Annotated in this window: 18 protein-coding genes; 11 read left to right on the top strand and 7 right to left on the bottom strand. The window is 67.2% G+C overall.

Features of this window, described 5'->3' with window-relative positions; translation table 11 throughout:
- Positions 1–182: 182 nt before the first annotated feature.
- On the bottom strand, positions 183–1,007 hold the full coding sequence (locus FU260_RS11480) for an ABC transporter ATP-binding protein (RefSeq protein ID WP_147917185.1): 825 nt from the start codon (positions 1,005–1,007) through the stop codon (positions 183–185).
- A gap of 189 nt (positions 1,008–1,196) precedes the next feature.
- On the opposite strand from FU260_RS11480, the gene FU260_RS11475 reads away from it, so the two are divergent.
- A complete protein-coding gene (locus FU260_RS11475; RefSeq protein ID WP_168211751.1) occupies positions 1,197–2,234 on the top strand; it encodes a LacI family DNA-binding transcriptional regulator in 1,038 nt (345 codons plus the stop codon).
- A 75-nt stretch (positions 2,235–2,309) separates the two neighbouring features.
- Here FU260_RS11475 and FU260_RS11470 read toward each other — a convergent pair whose 3' ends face one another.
- Positions 2,310–3,338, bottom strand: a complete 1,029-nt coding sequence (locus tag FU260_RS11470) for a LacI family DNA-binding transcriptional regulator (protein ID WP_147917183.1) — start codon at positions 3,336–3,338, stop codon at positions 2,310–2,312.
- Between the two features lie 138 nt (positions 3,339–3,476).
- Here FU260_RS11470 and FU260_RS11465 point away from each other — a divergent pair, with 138 nt between their 5' ends.
- The 10 genes from FU260_RS11465 to FU260_RS11420 all read left to right on the top strand — a co-directional run bounded on the left by FU260_RS11465 (position 3,477) and on the right by FU260_RS11420 (position 12,491).
- Positions 3,477–4,418: a dihydrodipicolinate synthase family protein gene (locus FU260_RS11465; RefSeq protein ID WP_147917182.1), complete on the top strand. Its 942-nt coding sequence runs from the start codon at positions 3,477–3,479 to the stop codon at positions 4,416–4,418.
- Positions 4,419–4,420: 2 nt separating this feature from the next.
- Positions 4,421–5,296: a transporter substrate-binding domain-containing protein gene (locus tag FU260_RS11460; RefSeq protein WP_147917181.1), complete on the top strand. Its 876-nt coding sequence runs from the start codon at positions 4,421–4,423 to the stop codon at positions 5,294–5,296.
- Positions 5,283–6,026 (top strand): amino acid ABC transporter permease, encoded by a 744-nt coding sequence (locus FU260_RS11455; RefSeq protein ID WP_210418259.1) that lies wholly within the window; start codon positions 5,283–5,285, stop codon positions 6,024–6,026. Before FU260_RS11460 ends, FU260_RS11455 begins: the two co-directional genes overlap by 14 nt.
- Complete coding sequence (locus tag FU260_RS11450; protein ID WP_147917180.1) at positions 6,023–6,826, top strand: amino acid ABC transporter ATP-binding protein; 804 nt, start codon at positions 6,023–6,025, stop codon at positions 6,824–6,826. The genes FU260_RS11455 and FU260_RS11450 overlap by 4 nt, the downstream gene beginning before the upstream one ends.
- Positions 6,823–7,107 (top strand): (2Fe-2S)-binding protein, encoded by a 285-nt coding sequence (locus FU260_RS11445; protein ID WP_147917179.1) that lies wholly within the window; start codon positions 6,823–6,825, stop codon positions 7,105–7,107. Before FU260_RS11450 ends, FU260_RS11445 begins: the two co-directional genes overlap by 4 nt.
- On the top strand, positions 7,094–8,500 hold the full coding sequence (locus FU260_RS11440) for an FAD/NAD(P)-dependent oxidoreductase (protein WP_147917178.1): 1,407 nt from the start codon (positions 7,094–7,096) through the stop codon (positions 8,498–8,500). The genes FU260_RS11445 and FU260_RS11440 overlap by 14 nt, the downstream gene beginning before the upstream one ends.
- Positions 8,497–9,657 carry an NAD(P)/FAD-dependent oxidoreductase gene (locus tag FU260_RS11435; RefSeq protein WP_210418258.1) on the top strand — a complete coding sequence of 387 codons (1,161 nt, stop codon included), beginning with the start codon at positions 8,497–8,499 and terminating at the stop codon, positions 9,655–9,657. Before FU260_RS11440 ends, FU260_RS11435 begins: the two co-directional genes overlap by 4 nt.
- A 21-nt stretch (positions 9,658–9,678) precedes the next feature.
- A complete protein-coding gene (locus FU260_RS11430; RefSeq protein WP_147917177.1) occupies positions 9,679–10,071 on the top strand; it encodes an allophanate hydrolase-related protein in 393 nt (130 codons plus the stop codon).
- Complete coding sequence (gene hydA / locus FU260_RS11425; protein ID WP_210418257.1) at positions 10,068–11,462, top strand: dihydropyrimidinase; 1,395 nt, start codon at positions 10,068–10,070, stop codon at positions 11,460–11,462. Before FU260_RS11430 ends, hydA begins: the two co-directional genes overlap by 4 nt.
- 81 nt (positions 11,463–11,543) lie before the next feature.
- Positions 11,544–12,491 (top strand): hypothetical protein, encoded by a 948-nt coding sequence (locus FU260_RS11420; protein WP_147917176.1) that lies wholly within the window; start codon positions 11,544–11,546, stop codon positions 12,489–12,491.
- Between the two features lie 51 nt (positions 12,492–12,542).
- On the opposite strand, the gene FU260_RS11415 is transcribed toward FU260_RS11420, so the two are convergent.
- Genes FU260_RS11415 through FU260_RS11395 form a run of 5 tightly spaced genes read right to left on the bottom strand, consistent with a single transcriptional unit; the run spans position 12,543 to position 17,531 of the window.
- Complete coding sequence (locus FU260_RS11415; RefSeq protein ID WP_147917175.1) at positions 12,543–13,301, bottom strand: SDR family NAD(P)-dependent oxidoreductase; 759 nt, start codon at positions 13,299–13,301, stop codon at positions 12,543–12,545.
- Positions 13,280–14,578: an ADP-dependent glucokinase/phosphofructokinase gene (locus FU260_RS11410; RefSeq protein ID WP_147917174.1), complete on the bottom strand. Its 1,299-nt coding sequence runs from the start codon at positions 14,576–14,578 to the stop codon at positions 13,280–13,282. Before FU260_RS11410 ends, FU260_RS11415 begins: the two co-directional genes overlap by 22 nt.
- Positions 14,575–15,777 carry an ADP-dependent glucokinase/phosphofructokinase gene (locus FU260_RS11405; RefSeq protein WP_147917173.1) on the bottom strand — a complete coding sequence of 401 codons (1,203 nt, stop codon included), beginning with the start codon at positions 15,775–15,777 and terminating at the stop codon, positions 14,575–14,577. Before FU260_RS11405 ends, FU260_RS11410 begins: the two co-directional genes overlap by 4 nt.
- A 7-nt stretch (positions 15,778–15,784) precedes the next feature.
- The gene (locus tag FU260_RS11400) at positions 15,785–16,645 is read right to left on the bottom strand and encodes a ketose-bisphosphate aldolase (RefSeq protein WP_147917172.1); all 861 of its coding nucleotides are present in this window, start codon (positions 16,643–16,645) and stop codon (positions 15,785–15,787) included.
- Between the two features lie 19 nt (positions 16,646–16,664).
- The gene (locus FU260_RS11395) at positions 16,665–17,531 is read right to left on the bottom strand and encodes a ketose-bisphosphate aldolase (RefSeq protein WP_147917171.1); all 867 of its coding nucleotides are present in this window, start codon (positions 17,529–17,531) and stop codon (positions 16,665–16,667) included.
- Between the last annotated feature and the right edge of the window lies 1 nt (position 17,532).

The raw sequence follows: 17,532 nt of genomic DNA, 5'->3' as shown, positions 1-17,532 counted from the left end.
GGGTGATGGGTGAGTTTCCGGCAGCGTAGGGCTGACGTCCCACGGAGACCCCGAGGGAAGTCCCGCCCGAGGAGCCTGCTCCGTCACTCCCACACGCGGCAAGGCCGACGACAGGGACAGCAGCAAGACCAGCAAGAACACTGCGGCGTGGAATGTTGTTCATGATTGACCTCTTCTTTGCACTAGGAAGCGAGGGTCGCGTTGTAGGCCTCTTCGCGAATGAGATCCCATATCTTGTTGTGGAGCTCATCGAAACGGGGATCAGTGCGAACGTCGCTATTTCGGGGCCACGGGAGATCGATATCAATGATCTCGCGGACACGGCCAGGCTTCGTGGACATCACCACCACACGATCCGCCAGAAATACGGCTTCATCGATGGCGTGGGTGACATAGATGGTTGTTTTCCGGTCGGCGAAGTCTTTCTCCTGGCCCCATATGCGCAGCAGTTCGTCCTGCATCACCATCCGGGTCTGCGCATCGAGGGCGGACAGCGGTTCGTCCATGAGCAGCACATCCGGGTTCGGTGCCCAGAGGCGTGCCAGCGCCGTACGCTGCCGCATGCCGCCGGAGAGCTGCTGAGGATACTTGTGCTCCGAGCCGGCCAGCCCCACCATCGCGATGAGACGCTCGACGGTCGCGACCCGCTCTTCCTTGCTTGGGCGTCGGTTCTTGGGGCCGTGCTTGAGCCCGTACTCAACATTCTGCTCAACTGTCTTCCACGGGAACAGTGCGTAGTCCTGGAAAAGCACACCTCGTTCGGGTCCGGGCCCATTGATGGCGGCGCCATCCTGACGAACCTCCCCGGCTGTGGCGTCGGCAAGGCCAGAGATGATGCTCAACAGAGTCGACTTTCCGCACCCAGAGGGGCCCAGGAGGGCGACGAACTCACCGGCTTGTACGTCGAAGCTGATTTCATCAAGGACAGCAACAGCCTCGTTCTTGCTGGGGAAAGACTTGCCAACTGCACGGACTGCGATCTTTGGCGGGGAAAGCGGTTCAGTCATTCATCGTCACCCTTGACCTGTGGTGCGGTACTAACGGAGATGGCTTTCAGTGGAACGTTCCACTAGGATGCAATCCTGAACCCTCGAGTCGGGGTTGTCAAGACGGAGGGTGCGACGAATCCGGTCGTCCGTTCTCACGAGCGGGCTAGCCTGACGAGGAATCGTCCTGAACAGCGAGGGATCAAGACAGTGTCAGCACACGATCAGAACCGGAGCGTGGGGCAGGGAGACAGCTCAGCGCCGAAACGGCCCACCTTGAAGGACGTTGCCGTGGCGGCAGGGGTCTCGAAGTCGACGGTGTCGCTGGTGCTTCGGGGCGGCGGGCACATCCCAGAGCCGACGAGGGAGCGGGTCCGATCGGCAATGAGGCGCCTAGGGTACGTCTACAACCGCGGCGCGGCAGCGATGCGCGAGGGCAGCACGCGCACCATCGGAGTCATTACTCCGAATTCCGCCAACGTCTTCATGGGGCAGTTCATCGAGGCCTTCGACCTCACCCTGGTCGCCCGTGGGTTCACCGCGCTGTCGGTGCACTCCTATGAGGATCCCGACCGGCAGGATGCGCTGATCCGGGCACTGCTGGAGCGTGGCGTGGATGCGCTGGCGGTGATGCCGGCGGTCGCTTCGGATCAGACGTTGCGCGCCACGCTGTCCACGCTGGACATTCCGCTGGTCATCTGCATGCGCACCCTGCAGGGCAGCCAACTCACCACGGTCACTGCCGATATTCCGCTCAGCGGCCGACTCGCAGCGAAGCACGTTGTCGCACGTGGCTGTACGTCTGTGGGGTATTTCGGTGCACCCCATGAGCTCACGCTGCGCTCCGATCGCGTGTCCGGCGTCCGGGAGGTCCTGGCAGCGGAAGGCATCGAGCTGTCGTTCGACGTTCCCACGAGCCTCACAGCGCAGGCTGCCCGGACCGGTATGGCGCAGCTGCTCCAAGAGCGGCAGGTGCCGGAAGCGCTGATCTTCCACAACGACACCATCGCGTTCGGCGCCACTCGGGCGTTGCGGGACCACTCTCCTGGTCTGCTGGAACGCACCTGCATCGTCGGATCGGACGACCTTCTCGAGGCGCAGCTCTGGGAGCCCCCACTGACCACAGTGGCGATCAGCGCCGAGCAGATCGGTCGCTTGAGCGCTGACGCGCTGATCCGCAAGCTTGACGGCGACACCGAAGTCCAGAGCGTGCTGCTGACACCCGAGCTGATCGTGCGGCAGTCCTGATGGCAGTTGACGCCAGCCCATGATGAAGGGCCTCACCTTCGCCGCTTCAATCTGAACAGCCCTGACCGGGCCCACTCAAGACCCTAGCGCCGCACTCGACCCACGCGTCACCAGCCGGGCGCCCACCCGGAACTCCCGCGGCCGCTCTGCCAACCCGCCTGGCCGCATGGCGGCGATCAGTCGGGTCGCGGCGAGTTCGGCCAGCTCCACCGGTCCGCTGTCCACGATGCTCACCGCCGGGTCCCAGTACTGGAACCAGGAGGGTTCGTCGTGGGCGATCAGGGAAAGGTCGGCAGGTAGGCGCACCTGCAGGTCGCGCAGCGTCGGCAGCGCACCGAAGGATGCCTCGTGGTTGGCCACGTACACCGCGGTGGGTGGCTCCGGCACCCGCAGCATCTGCTGGATCGCTTCCGCACCGAAGTCGGGGCTGAACGGCCCACGCAGCACCAGGTCCTCGGCGAACAGGCCGGCGGCGTGCATCGTGTTCTGGTAGCCCTGGAAGCGTTCACGTCCGGAGTTCGTCTGCGCCGGTCCCCCGATGTAGCCGATCCGGCGATGGCCCAGCTCGAGCAGCTCTTCCGTGGCCAGTACCGCACCGTCCCGGTCTGAGGCGAGTACCCGGTCCCCCGGCGCGCCCTTACCGGCCCGGATCAGGTTCACGATCCCGGTACCGGCCCGGTGGATTGCGTTCAGCTGCTCGATGTTCGCGCCGCTGCCCACCACGATGATCCCGTCCACCCCCTGCTCGGCGAGCGTGGTGAGGTACTCGGCCTCCTCCTCGGCCTGCCCGCCCGTGACGCAGAGGATCATCCGATACCCGTCCTGCGCGAGCCGCTGCTGCACGATCTCGGCCACCACATGAAACGTGGCGTTCACCAGGTTGTTCAGGACCAGCCCGGTGAGCATGGTGCGGCTGGTCCGCAACGTGCGCGCAGCGCTGTTCAGCAGGTACCCGACCTCCGCCGCCGCGGCCCGCACGCGCTCCTCGGTGCCGGCGGATACCGCCCCCTCACCACTGAGCACCCGGCTCGCCGTACTGCGCGAAACGCCAGCAGCGGCAGCCACGTCGAGCAGCGTTGCCCTCCGCTTTGGGATCGATGCCATTGATCCAACTCCAGACTCATCTCGACTTTCCGCTGATAACGCTAGCGTATCTACGCCTACCGTGGGTGGAGTGCTTGACGCCGTGTCATGATCCTGCTTTCATTCTTGGGATCGATCCCAATAGTCAGTGAGGACCCCATGCAGCGAAGCGATGTGCCGTGGCGCGGCTACTGGCCCGCCGCCCCGACGCCCTACACAGCCGGCGGGCAACTCGATGAGGACGGCCTGGTGCGGCTGTTGGCGCTGTACGTCGACCAGGGCGTTCATGGCGTGCTGATCAACGGGACCACCGGCGAGTGGTTCTCCCAGACCCGGGCAGAGCGCCGGCGGGTGGCCGAGATCGCCGTGGCCACGGTCGCCGGCCGAATCCCGGTGGTCATCGGATGCACCACGTACACCCCGGGCGAGACCATCGAACTCGCCCGCGAGGTCAAGGCGATCGGCGCGGATGGCGCGCTGGCCACCCCTCCCCCGTACGCCCACCCGTCCCAGGACGAGATCTACGCCTTCTACGAGACGGTCACGAACGCCGTCGAGATCCCCTGGATGGCGTACAACTGGCCCCGTGGCACCGCCGTGGACATCTCGGTGGAGACGGCCTCGCTCCTGGCGGACCTGCCGCACGTGGTGGCCATCAAGGACAGCACCGGCGACGAGCTGAAGTGCATGGAAACCGTGGAGGCCGTGGCCGATCGGGTGCGCGCCTTCGGCCGGTTCATCCACCCACGCGGGATGGCCTTCATGCTCGGCGTGGGCGGAGACGGGAACATCGACGGCGGCGGGCTCGGTGCTCCTTTCGCCGTCCCGTTCTACAACGAGGTCTTCGCCGGCAATCTCGAGGCCGCCCGAGAACACGGCACCCGGTACGCGCGCCTGGTCTCCGTGCTGGTCAACAACGACTACAGCTCGAAGTTCGCCTCCCCCACCTCGCAGCTCAAAGCTGCGATGAACCTCCTCGGTCAACCGGGTGGACAGGTCCGCCCGCCACTGCTGGCCATGGCCGAGGAGAACAGCACCGACCTCGCCCATGCGTTGGCGGAAGCAGGACTCAGCCCCCACCAGCCCAGTCACAAGGAGTGACCATGCGTACCACGCGACTTCTCCCCGTCGGCGCCGCCATCGGTGCCCTCGTCCTCGCCTCCTGCTCCGGCGGCGGCGAAGATGAGCCTGACCTCAGCGGCTGCGAGCCAGCAGTCTCCGACGATCTGCTCATCACCCCCGGCACCCTCACCTTCTCCACCAACGCCACCCTGCCCCCGATGCAGTACGTGGACGGCGACGAGGTGGTCGGCATGCGCGTGGAGCTCGTCACCGAGATCGCCACGCGACTGTGCCTCGAGACCGAAGTGATGAACGTCCCCTTCGACGCACAGATCCCGGGCGTGCAGGGCGACCGATGGGACCTGATCAACACCGGCATGTTCTACACCGAGGAGCGTGCCGAGACTCTGGACCTCGTGCCGTACGAGGTCCAGGCTGTGGCCATCTCGGTGCAGGACGGCGAAGCCGAGGGCATCGAGACCGTCGAGGACCTGGCCGGTCTCACCATCGGAGTCGAGGCCCCGGGCTATGAGTTCGACTCGGTCAACGCCGTGAACGACGAGATCGTCGACGCAGGCCTCGACCCACTCGACATCAACACCTCCCTCACCAACGCCGACGCCTTCCAGGCACTCTCGGCCGGTCAGATCGACGGGGTGGCGATCGTCGAGGCCGTCACCAGCTTCTACGAGGAGGACGGCCGGTTCACCACCGCCATCTCGGGCCTGCACCCCGGCCCGTTGGCGTTCGGGTTCGCCAAGGACAACGAACTCGCCGACATCGTCGCGGAAACCTACGGCGAGATGGTGGACGACGGATTCGTCCAGGAGCTCTTCGACAGCTACGGAGTCACTCCGTACCCCGGCCCGTACGAAGTGACCACCGGTCCGGTCGAACTCGAAGGTGAGGACACCTGACATGTGGTCCTGGGACGCCTTCCTGACCTACCTGACCGCCGAGACCCTGCTCCAGGGTGCGGTCACCACCATCTGGCTCACGGTCGTGACCATGGTCCTCGGCCTGATCCTGGGACTGGTCCTGGCGATTGCGCGGGGTTCCCGGGTGCTGCCGCTGCGCTGGTTCGGAAACTTCTACATCTGGCTCTTCCGTGGCACGCCGGTCCTGGTCCAGCTGATCATCATCTACACCGGACTGCCGCAGCTGGGCCTGAAGCTCTCCCCGGTCTGGTGCGCGATCATCGGCCTCTCGCTGAACGAAGCGGCCTATCTCTCCGAGATAGTCCGCGGCGGCATCATGTCCGTGGCCAAGGGCCAGTACGAAGCCGCGCGGGCTCTGGGGATGAGCCCGATCAAGGTGATGCGCGTGGTGGTACTCCCCCAGGCATTCCGGATCATGGTCCCGCCGCTGGGCAACAGTCTGAACGGGATGCTCAAGACCACCACCCTGGTCTCGGTGATCTCCGTGGAGGAACTGCTCCGACGCACGCAGTACGCCGTACAAGTCGACTTCCGGGTCCTGGAGGGCCTCGTGGCCGCCGCCCTGTACTTCCTCTTGATGACCTCGATCTGGACCCTGATCCAGAGCCGCATCGAGTCCGTCCTGAACAAGAGCCACCGGGCAGCACCCAACCAGAGCGAGGCCAGGGAGCTGCAGCTGGAATCCGAGTTGGAAGGAGTCAGCCGATGAGCACTCTGGCCACACCGCCGCACACCAGCAAGCCGACCACCGAGATCGTGGCGCGGGTGCACAAGGTGAACAAGTCCTTCGGCAGCCTGCACGTGTTGAAGGACATCGACCTGGAGATCCACAAGGGCGAGGTCGTGCTTCTGCTGGGTCCCTCCGGGAGCGGGAAGTCCACGCTGCTGCGCACCCTCAACGTGCTGGAGACCATCGATTCCGGCGAGATCACCATCAGCGACGAGCTGATGGGACAGCGCCGCACTGGCAAGGGCCTGCGCCCGTTGCGGGAGAGCCGGATCGCGGAGCAGCGCCGCCGTACCGGGATGGTGTTTCAGCAGTTCAATCTGTTCCCGAACATGACCGCGCTGGAGAACGTGGCCTCCGGGCCCATCCACGTGGCCGGTAAGTCGAAGCAGAAGTCGGCCGCCGCCGCCAAGGAGCTGCTGGCGATGGTGGGGCTGCCGGACAAGGGCGCGAACTACCCCAGCCATCTCTCTGGCGGGCAGCAACAGCGGGTGGCGATCGCTCGCGCCCTGGCGATGCGCCCAGACATCATGCTCTTCGACGAGCCGACGTCCGCCCTGGACCCGGAGATGGTCAAGGAGGTCCTGGAGACGCTGATCAACCTGCGCAAGGACGGAATGACGATGATCGTGGTCAGCCACGAGATGGCCTTCGCCCGGGCCGCAGCCGACCGGGTCATCTTCATGGACGACGGTGAGATCGTCGAGCAGGCCAGCCCGGCCGAGTTCTTCGACAATCCGAAGACCGAGCGCGCCCGCAAGTTCCTCGGCCAGCTGGTATGAGCCGCAGCAACGACGCCGCCCCTCTCACCATCACCGTGGACGGCGATCCGCTCCGCGCCCTGGCGGGCCAGTCGGTGGCCGGGGCGATGGAAGCAGCCGGCATCCGCACGTGGCGCAGCAACCCGGTGGACGGTTCTCCCCGGGCTCCGTTCTGCGGCATGGGCGTGTGCTACGAGTGCGAGCTGCACGTGGACGGTTCGGCGGAGACCCGCGCGTGCATGGTCGAGGTCGAACGCGGCCTGGTGGTTCGCACTGAGGGGGTGGGACGTGTCCACGACTGACCCACAGCCCGCGGCCGCTCCCAGTCACCTCGACTATGACGTGGTCGTCGTCGGTGGCGGCCCCTCCGGTCTGGTCACCGCCAGAGAACTGGCGACGGCGGGGGCTCGGGTGGCGTTGATCGAGGAGAGCGCCGAGCTGGGCGGCCAGTACTACAAGCGCCGCCGCGGCCAGGTGCTGGCCCGGCACGGTGATTTCCGCCCCGCCGGGACCGCGCTGATCGCGCAGGTTCGCCAGGCTGGGGTGCAGGTGCACACCAACCGGCTGGTGTGGGGAACCACGCCGGACCGGGCGCTGCTGACCACCTCCACCACCAGCCCTGATGCGGTGCGGTTCACCGCCCGGGCGATCGTGGTGGGGACCGGCGCCACCGAGCACGTACTCCCGTTTCCGGGCTGGCAGCTGCCCGGGGTGATCACCCCCGGGCATGCGATGCACCTGGCCACCACCGATGTGGTGCGGGTGGGTCAGCGGGTGCTGATCGCCGGGAGCGGTCCGTTCCTGTTGCCGGTGGCCTGCGCCGTGCTCGCCTCCGGCAGCGAGGTAGCCGCGGTGGTCGAGGCGGGCAGGCCGCTGCGGCCGTCGGCGCGCGCCCTCGGCGCCGCCGCGCATCCGGGCATGCTGGGCGAGCTGGCCCGGTACCTGACCGTGCTGGCCCGGCACCGGGTGCCGATCCTCCAGGGCGCACACGTGAGTGAATCCACCGCGGGGCCCGACGGGCGGCTACGCACGGTCAGCATCGCGACTACGACCGGCAACCGCTCGTTCGACGTCGACACCCTGGCCACCGCGGTCCGGTTCCGCCCCGCCACCGAGCTGTTGCAGCTGCTGGAGGTGGAGTGCAGCCTCGACCCCGAGCTCGGGGTGCCCATCCCAGACACGGACGCCCGGGGCGCGACCAGTGCCCCGGGGGTCTACGCCGTCGGCGAGGCTCGTGGGATCGCCGGCAGCAAGGGGGCCCAGGTGCGTGGCTGGCTCGCCGCGGCGACGATTCGGGAGGAGCTGGGGTTGTCCGCACCGCCGGAGCGGGCGGTGCGCAGGTATGAACGACGGTCCCGCCGACTGGACGACTTCAGCCGGCTGACCAGCGACCTGTATGCGCACGACCGGGAGCCGATGCTGGCCATGCCCGACCACACGATGGTCTGCCGCTGCGAGAGCGTGACCGCCGGGGAGATTCGCACAGCTGCCCGGCTCGGCTGGAATGACCGGAACGGGGTCAAGGGCGCCACTCGCGCCGGTATGGGTCCGTGCCAAGGGCGCGAGTGCGCCAGCACCGTCTCCTGCCTGGTCTCGGCGTGCACCGGCGAACCTGTCGGCTGCCAGCCGGCCCGGATGCCGGTGAAGCCGATCCCGGTGCGCGCCGCGATGGCCATGGAGGAGAGGCAGCTGTGATCAGGACCGACGTGGTGGTGATCGGCGGTGGGATCCTCGGGGCCTCGGCGGCCTACCAACTGGCTCGAGCCGGTCACCAGGTCACCGTGCTCGAACGAGGAGCACCGAACCGCGAGGGTTCAGGGACCACGGCCGGCAACCTGCACATCCAGGGCATCCACACCAAACGACCTGGCCAGGCAGTGGCGGCGGACAATCTCCGCTTCCTGCCCCTGCAGCGCACCGCATCGGCGATGTGGTCAGCGTTGCCGGACGAGCTGGATGCCGATATCGAGCTCACCCGTAACGGTGGGTTCATGGTGGCCGAGACGCCGGACCAGGTCGCCGAGCTGCACGCCAAGCTGGCCGTGGAGCTCGAACTCGGGCTGTCCTGCGAGATCGTCTCCGGTGACGAGGCCCGTTCGCGGATGCCGGCGCTGTCCGAATCGGTGATCGCCGCGGAGTGGTGCGCCGAGGACGGGTACGCCAACCCACTGCTGGTGACTCCCGCCTACCTGGCCGCGGCCCGCCGGCACGGTGCTCAGGTGGAAGCCTTCAGCCCGGTCACCGCTATCGAGCGCGACGGCGGAGCGTACGTGGTGCGGTCGAGTCACCGGGCGTGGTCGGCCGCCGCGGTGATCGACACGGCGGGTCCGTGGATCGCCGATGTGGCGGCCCTGGCCGGGATCGCGCTGGACATGAGCCCGGTGGCGATCCAGATGCACATCACCACCCGGATGCCGCCACGGACGTTGAGCTGCCTGGTGCAGCACATCGGCGCGGGAATGTCGGTCAAGCAGGTGACGGCGGGGAACATCCTGATCGGCGGTGGTTGGCCAGCCACCGAGTTCCGCAGTGAAGGTCGCAGTCGCGTTGCCACCGAGAGCATCAGCGGGAACCTGCATCAGGCCGCGGCCATCTTGCCGGTGCTACGGGAGCTACGCCTGCTGCGGACCTGGGCGGGGCCGCTGGCCGCCACCCCGGACGAGATGCCCGTGATCGGCGAGGTGCCCTCCAGCCCGGGGTTCTTCGTGGCCGGCGGCACGTACGCGTTCACCCTCGCTCCGCTGTGGGGACACGTGCTGCGTGACCTGGTGGAAGGAAACCGCCCCGCAGAACCGGTGGCCGACCTGGGCGTGGATCGATTGGAACTCGAAGCCGTAGCGCACCAGCGCTGAGGCACTGACGAAGGAGTTGTGATGGAACTGGTGAAGATGTTCGTGAACGGGCAGGCGATGTCCGGCGGATCGATCAGCTCCGGGTTGCGCAACGCGCGCTTCCTGGGTGCGGCAACCACCGCGGCCGCGTACCGCTTCTACTCGGTGCGGGCGGAGTTTCCGGGGTTGTCCTGGGCGGAGCGGGGTGGGTCCTCGATCGCCGGAGAGCTGTACGAGGTCTCCTACGCGGCCCTGCGCAGCGAGTTGCTGCCGCTGGAGCCGCCCGAGCTGGAGCTGAGCATCATTGAGCTCGAGGACGGTACCGGCTCGTTGTCGATGGTGATGCGCACCGAGGCGATCGAAGCCGAGGGAACGGTGGAGATCACCGAGCACGGCGGCTGGCGTGCCTACCTGGCCGAGCGGGAGAACGCGTGAGCCGACCAGACCTGGTGGTCCGCGGCGGTGAGGTGGTCAACGCCGACTCGATCGTGCGCGCCGATATCTGCGTGAGCCAGGGCCGGGTGACGGCGCTGACCGAACCCGGCCATGCGCCGTCGGGCAATGACGAAGTGGACGCCACCGGGATGCTCGTGCTCCCCGGCGGGGTGGACCCGCACTGCCACGTGGGCTTCACCTCCGGTGAGTTCACCACGCTCGATGACTATCCGGCCGCGACCAGGGCTGCGGTCCACGGCGGTACCACCACGATCGTGGACTTCGGTATCCCGACCCGCGGCGAACGCGTGGTCGATGCCGTGCACCGTCAGCGGGCACAGGCGACGCAAGGCTTCTGCGACAGCGCGCTGCATGCCTGCGTGGTGGACTGGGACGAGAGCACCGGGGCGCAGCTGGACCAGCTGGTGGGTGAAGGGGTGGTGACGGTGAAGCTGTTCACCACCTACCGCGACGAGACGATGGCCAACGAAGAGACCATCCTGCGCACGATGAAGCACCTGAGCCCGCTCGGCGGCATGGTCTACGTGCACTGCGAGGCCAACACCATCGTGGAGGACACCCAGGACCAGGTCGCGCGCAGCGGAGACATCAGCGCCGGGCACCACCACGAGACCCGCCCGGAGCTTGCCGAGTCCGCAGCCGTGGCGGCGGTGCTCGCGCTGGCCGAGCATGCGGGCGCACCGGTGTACTTCGTGCACCAGTCAACCCCGGAAGCCGTCGCACTCGTGGAGCACGCTCGCAGCGAGGGCCGCCAGGCGTACGGGGAGGCCGTGGTGCACCATCTCACCCTGGATGAGAGCGAGTACTCCGCCGAGCACCCCGAGCGGTTCGTGTGCTGCCCACCGCTGCGCTCGGCGCGCACCGTGCAGGGGCTGCGCAGCAAGCTCTTGACCGGCGGGGTCTCCACGATCGGTAGCGACCACTGCTGCTACGACACCGAGCAGAAGCTCCTCACCAAGCATGACGTGCGATCCATGCCGAACGGGCTACCCGGCGTCGAAACTCGACTGCCCGTGGCTTTCAGCGAGTTCGTCTCGTCCGGTCTGATGCCGGTGACCCAGTTCGTGGACCTCACCGCCACCACCCCGGCGCGGCTGAACGGCCTCTACCCACGCAAGGGACTGATCGCACCCGGTTCAGATGCGGACCTGGCGATCTGGGACCCAGAAGCGACCGCCACGGTGGGCACAAGCACGCTGCACATGGCCACCGACTACACCCCGTACGAGGGCCGGGAGATCCGTGGCCTGCCGGTCACGGTGCTGGTTCGCGGGGAGGCAGTCGTCCGGGATCGTGACTTCGTGGCGACGGGCGCGCACGGGCAGTTCGTTCCGGCAACGCCGCTGTGGGATGTGGTGAGGGCCGGGTGAGAGATCCGTTGACGGCGATAACCGGCTGCCATAGCGTGAGGTTTCGCTAGGTCAGTTCTTCACTGCCGAGGGGGTACTCCGATGGAGATCACACGACGGTCCGCGCTCATCCTCGCTGCTGGTGTGGGGCTGGCGACTGTGCCGGCCGGTAGCGCACAGGCCGCGTACTACAACGATTACGAGACGATCGCCAGGATTCCGAACGCACATGGGTGCACGGCGGCGCAGGGCTTTGCCGCCGGCGGGACCTATCTCTACTCCGTGAAGATCCGTTCGGACGATGCCCGAGCGATCATCTACCGGACCAACCGGACGAGCGGTGCCACAGAGATCATGACCAACGGAACGGACGGTGTGGCCTACAACTCCTGGCTCGGGCACGCCAATGACATGACCCTCGCCACGATCGACGGTGAGTACTACATGTTCATCGTCACGATGACCACCGAGGGCGCCCAGCTGGTGAAGCTGAAGTACGTCTCAAAGACCTACTACAAGGTCGGTACCTTCGCCATCCACCTCGGCGGCACGGCGAAGGCGGTCTCCGGGATCACTCGGACCGCGAAGACCAGTACCAGGATCGACTTCCTCTTCAAGAGCGTGCTCAACGTCTATCGCGGCAGCATCGGGCTGCGGGACGATTCCGGCACCATCGACATCACCGAGGCGTTCACGCTCGACACCGCGGGTGCCAAGGTCGACGGCGAGGTAGTGCCCGACATCGGGGACTTCACGAACCAGGGCTTCTTCTACGACGAGAACGTGAAGGACCTTTTCCACCCGCTGACCAAGGGCAACCGCAGCATCGTGCTGCACTACCCGAACGTGACGGACGAGACCTCAGGCGCGATCACCCCGGACCCTGAACGGTCCTTCCGGGTGACGTCCTCGACGTATCCACGCCTGTTCGAGATCGAGAGCCTCGGGATCAGCGACGGCACCCTGTACTTCAGCACCAACCGATCCAAGTCGGCCTCGGACGCCGACTGGGACGGTGTGCACTCCTTCAAGGGGTTCAGCCGGAGCTAGGGCCGAGGCGCCCATTCGTTGCCAGGGCCCGACACACGGCCCTCCGGCACCTCAGGAGAAGTGCACTCCCCCGTTCAGGTCCAGCACCGTACCGGTCACGAAGCCCGAGTCGAGCCGCGCAAAGTACTCCGCGGCCGTTGCCACGTCGGCCGGATAGCCGGGCCGGCCCACCGGGATCCCGGCGATGGTCTGCTGCTGGGCAGCCTTGGGGGTGAAGGTCTCGTGGAACGGCGTGTCCAGGATCAGCCCCGGCGCGATGGAATTCACCGTGATGCCCGCCGGCGCCACTTCCTTCGCCAGTGCACGGGTCAGCCCGTCCACCGCAGCCTTCGAGGTGGCATAGGGGCCCGAGCCGTTTCCGCCCCCGTTCTCCCCGGCCAGCGAGGAGATGTTGATGATCCGGCCGCCCTCGCCCAGGTGCCGCAGCCCGGCGCGGGAGACGTAGAACGCCGAGGTCACGTTCACGCTCCACACCGTGGCCCAGTGCTCATCGCTGGTCTCTGCGAACGTGTGCCGGCCGACCAGTCCGCCGGCGTTGTTCACCACCACGTCGAGCCCGCCAAGATTCGCTGCCAGATCGTCGACCACCGTGTTCACCTGAGCACTGTCGGTGGCGTCAAGCTGAGCACCGATCACCGTCAGTCCGCCACCGGCCAAGGTCTGCACCACGTCCGTGGCGGCGCGGCTGTGGGTGGTGAGGGCCACCTGCGCACCGGCGGCAGCAAACTGCCGAACGATGCCCAGGCCGATGCCGACTCCTCCCCCAGTGACGATCACGCGGCGGCCAGTCAGGGTCTGCGGGTGTTCCATGAAAGTGTTCTCCTGTGTCGGTTCAGATCGAGGGGGTTGGCCTGCACCAGCAGGTCACCGCTGACGAAGGTGTCCCCCAGCCCGATCGTGGATCTCGGCGTGGTCAGATAGGGCGTGGCAACGATGGTCATCCGGTAACCGCCGTCCAGACGACCGGCCACGGGTAGCTCCGAGGAGAATCGCGCCCGCACGGGCACGGCCCATTCGGCCTGCGGCTCACCGTTCGCGGCGCGGTTGGCAGCCGCCAAGCTGCCCGCACCCAGCGCCAGTTCCTCACGCTCAGGATCGGCGCGGTGCACGCTCATTGCCCAGTGGTCGCCATGCACCACCACCCGGAGCAGCCCGTGCGCCGCGGCGAACTCGGCGGCGCGCTGTGCCGGGTCTCCCCCACCCACGAGCCGCTCCAGCTCGCTCGCGTTCATCCCCACCGAGTGCACGTGCGGCCCCACGGCAGTCATCACCTGCGCCAGCTCGCCGGGGCTCGCGTACTCGGCGAGCTCCAGGTGCACCAGGCGGGCACCGCCATCGTTCCACGCCGCCACCGTGTCGGCCACGATCGGCAATACTTTCTCGCGCGCACGGCCGAGGCCATTCAGTCCGGACACCATGCCTACCCCACCGCGTACGGCGCTCGGCGAGATTCTGAGAAATGCCTCGTCCAGCTGGAGGCGTTTGCGGGCGAAGACCACGGTGATGCGACTCGAACGCTGTACCTGGACCCCTGCGCCGGTGAGGCCAGCCGACAGCTCCAGAACATGGTTCGACGGCACGCTCATGCCCGCCACCGGAGTGATGCTGTGCACCGGCACCCCGCCGTCAGCAGTGGCCAAGCGCACCCCTGCGGGAGTGGCCCCGAGCTGCCGAGGGTTGCGGTTCAGCAGGGCGAGCAGGGGGTGCAGCCCCAGCTGGGACCAGCTCCATGACGCCTGCACCGATGTGCCACCGCACTGCACCTTCTCGGCCATGCCGACCAGCGCCTCGAGGAGTGGTTCGCCGCCCACATCGTCGATGAACAACTCACCGTCGCGTCCCTCCGCCAGCCAGCCCCCCAACGTCCCCAGCCCTGCATCGAAGATCTCGGACCCGCTCGGCCCCGCGGTGAGCAGCCGCGTGAGCGAGGCGCCGGTGATCCGGTGCAGGGCATCGGTGGTCGCGGAAAACCCGGTCACGATCGGGCCCGCGCCGGCCACCAACGCCGATCGGCGGACCACGAGCGCGTGATAGAACCCCGCCCACTCGTGCACCGTCCGCGCAGCTCGGTAGGAAGTCTCGGTCATGACTGCACCAGCCCGGCCACGAGTCCGCCGAGGAAGGTATCGCCCAGGCCGATCGTCGTGGGCTCGGCGACCTCCAGCCCAGGCACGGCTGCCACCGCCGTACTGCCCAGCCCGGCTTCGATGTCCGCTGCCGCGCGCTCCGCCTCCCCAGTCGCGGACATGCCGGCAATCGCATCCCGCTCAGTGGGCTGCCAGTCATCGCCATGGACGTACCGTGCGCTCGCCGTCGAGATTCCCAAAGCCAAGGCTGCGCGAAGATCTCTGGGTCCGTGGGCGAGCGCCCAGTATCGAGTGTGCAGGACCAGGGTCGGGACCGTCACGAGATCGTGCAGCTCGTCCACCGCAGTCACGACCTGAGCCGGGTCAAGCAGGTCCAGCTCCCGGCCCAGATAATGCTGCGCCTCGTCCTCGTTCATGGACCAGATATCGACGCCGTCACGCAAGGTCCGTAGCACCACCTCTCGTTGATCATCGTGGTGGAACCCTGCGTCCTCGTACACCACCACGGCGCCAGGGGTGCGCCCGGCCAGATGCTCGCGCACCTGTCCCGCGCGTTCGCCCACCGCCTCGAGACCGGCCATCGTGTTGAACCCGGAGATCACGATCACCCGGGCAGCACTCACGGCCAAGCCAAACTCTGGTGCGATCCGGAGCTCGGAGTTCGGCGGATCGTTCACGAAGATGAGCCGGTTGGCCTGCGGCGCCTCCAAAACCTCCTCGCCCACCCGTACGCGCGCGCCCGCTGGGTACTGCACGATCACGTGCGGGTGGGTCGAGTCCAGCCTCGCACTGCACATGTACGTCGCGGAGCGCGGCAGCAGACGGCGAACGTCGTCGTCAATCGAGACCAGGTGCAGCGTCGAGGACAAGCCGAGGCGGTCCAGCGCGACGGCGGCGCGCACGCTGGACCCACCCAGGCTCTTGCGAACCGGAAACCTGCGGGAGAACGTGAGCAACGCCGTCGGCTCATCAACGAAGCGCTCGCTCCCGCTGCCCCGGACGAGCTGGGAGAGCAGCACAAGGAGCATCTCGCGCTCGCCGTGCACGCTGCCGCCCTCACCCGGATGCCCCGGCTCGGAGAGCTCAGCGGCGGAGATCCGGTGCTCACGCACCAGTTTCTCGATCACGGCCGCGTCCCAGCGCACCTCGTGATCCACACAGCCGCCCATCCCGAGCAGCACCTCGGACTCCGCACCCATCACGGCCTCAGTAGAGCGAGGCCTTGCCGGCAGCGCCGAACAGGTCGATCTTCGCTGCGGCCACGGTCTTCAGCGCCGCCTCACAGGGCGGCTGAATCACGTTCGGCTCGCGGTGGCCGGTATCCCGCAGCACCTCCCGCATCGCTTGGAAGTAGGCCACCTTGATATCTGAGGAGATGTTGACCTTGTTGATGCCGCGCCGGCACGCCTCCCGAATCTCGGCATCGGGGTTGTTCGAGCCGCCGTGCAGTACCAGCGGGGCGTCCACGGCCGCGTCGATCTCGTCCAGCAGGTCAAGCTTCAGCTCTGGCGTGAGCGTCGAGGGATAGAGGCCGTGTCGGGTACCGATCGCCACCGCAAGCGAGTCCACCCCGGTCTCCTGCACGAATCGCACCGCATCCGCCGGCACGGTGTAGATGATGTCGTCGGTGCCGGCCTCCGCATAGCCGTCGGTCTTGCCGATCGTGCCCAGCTCGGCCTCCACCGAGACGCCCACCGCGTGGGCCACGTCCACTACGCGCTTCGAGAGCGCCACGTTCTCCTCGAACGGCTCGAGGGACGCGTCGATCATCACCGAGGTGAAGCCGTACTGGATCGCCTGCAGTGCCTGTTCGAAGGTGGCGCCGTGATCCCAATGGATCGCGGTGGGCGCCGAGGACACCCTGGCGCGGTCGATGATCGCGGGCAGCACGTCCCTCCCGATGTGCGCGACCTCGTCGGGGTGGATCGCGATGATGTGCGGGGACTTCTTCTCCTCACAGGCCTCGAACACGGCGTTCATCATCGAGTAGTCGCTGATGTTGAAGGCCGGCACGGCGAAGTTGTTCGCAGCGGCGGGCTGGAGGAGCTCGTTTCCGGTGAGCAGCACGTGGGTTCCTTTCGGTGGATCAGTTGTAGTAGCTAGTGGTGCTGGCGGAGCCGAACAGGTCGACCTTGTGCCGGACAAGCTCGCTGGCAGCGTCCATGGCGGTGGGAACGATCAGGCGCGGATCGAGCAGGCTGTGGTCCTCCAAGACCGTGCGCATACCGCCGTAGAAGGCCTTCTTGATGTCGGAGGAGATGTTGACCTTGTTGATCCCGCGCTGGCAGGCCTCGCGGATCTCGCTGTCCGGGTTGTCTGAGCCGCCGTGCAGCACGAGGGGGATGTCCAGCAGGGCATCGATCTCGTCCAACAGCTCCAGCCGCAGCTCCGGCTTGAGGGTCTTCGGATAGATGCCGTGCCGGGTGCCGATCGCGATGGCCAGCGAGTCGATCCCGGTGCGTTCGGCGAACTCCTTCGCCTCGGCCGGCACGGTGTAGAGGATGTCGTCGGTGCCGCCCTCATCAGCGCCGGTGATCTTGCCGATCGTGCCCAGCTCGCCTTCCACGGAGACACCGGCGGCATGGGCGATCTCTACCACTTTGCTGGTGATCTCCACGTTCTGCTCGAACGGCTCGAGAGACGCGTCGATCATCACCGACGTATAGCCGAGCCGGATGGCGCGGACCACCTCCGCCAGCGAGGCGCCGTGATCCCAGTGCAGCACAGCAGGGATGCTGCTTCGCTCCGCACGGCGCAGGATCGCGGGGATGAAGTCCTCACCGATCCAGCGGCCCTCCTTCGGACCAAGGGCCACCATCAGGGGCGATTTCAACTCCTCGCAGGTCTCGAACGCCGCCATCAGCATGCCGTAGTCGGACAGGTTCAGCGCAGGTACGGCGAACCCGTGTTCGCTCGCAGGTCCGAGGATCCGGGCGCCGGAGATGAGTGTCATG

Source organism: Ruania zhangjianzhongii (assembly GCF_008000995.1).
Lineage (GTDB): Bacteria > Actinomycetota > Actinomycetes > Actinomycetales > Beutenbergiaceae > Ruania > Ruania zhangjianzhongii.
The sequence above is the reverse complement of the archived record's forward strand: the minus strand, read 5'-3'. Positions and strand labels throughout refer to the sequence as shown.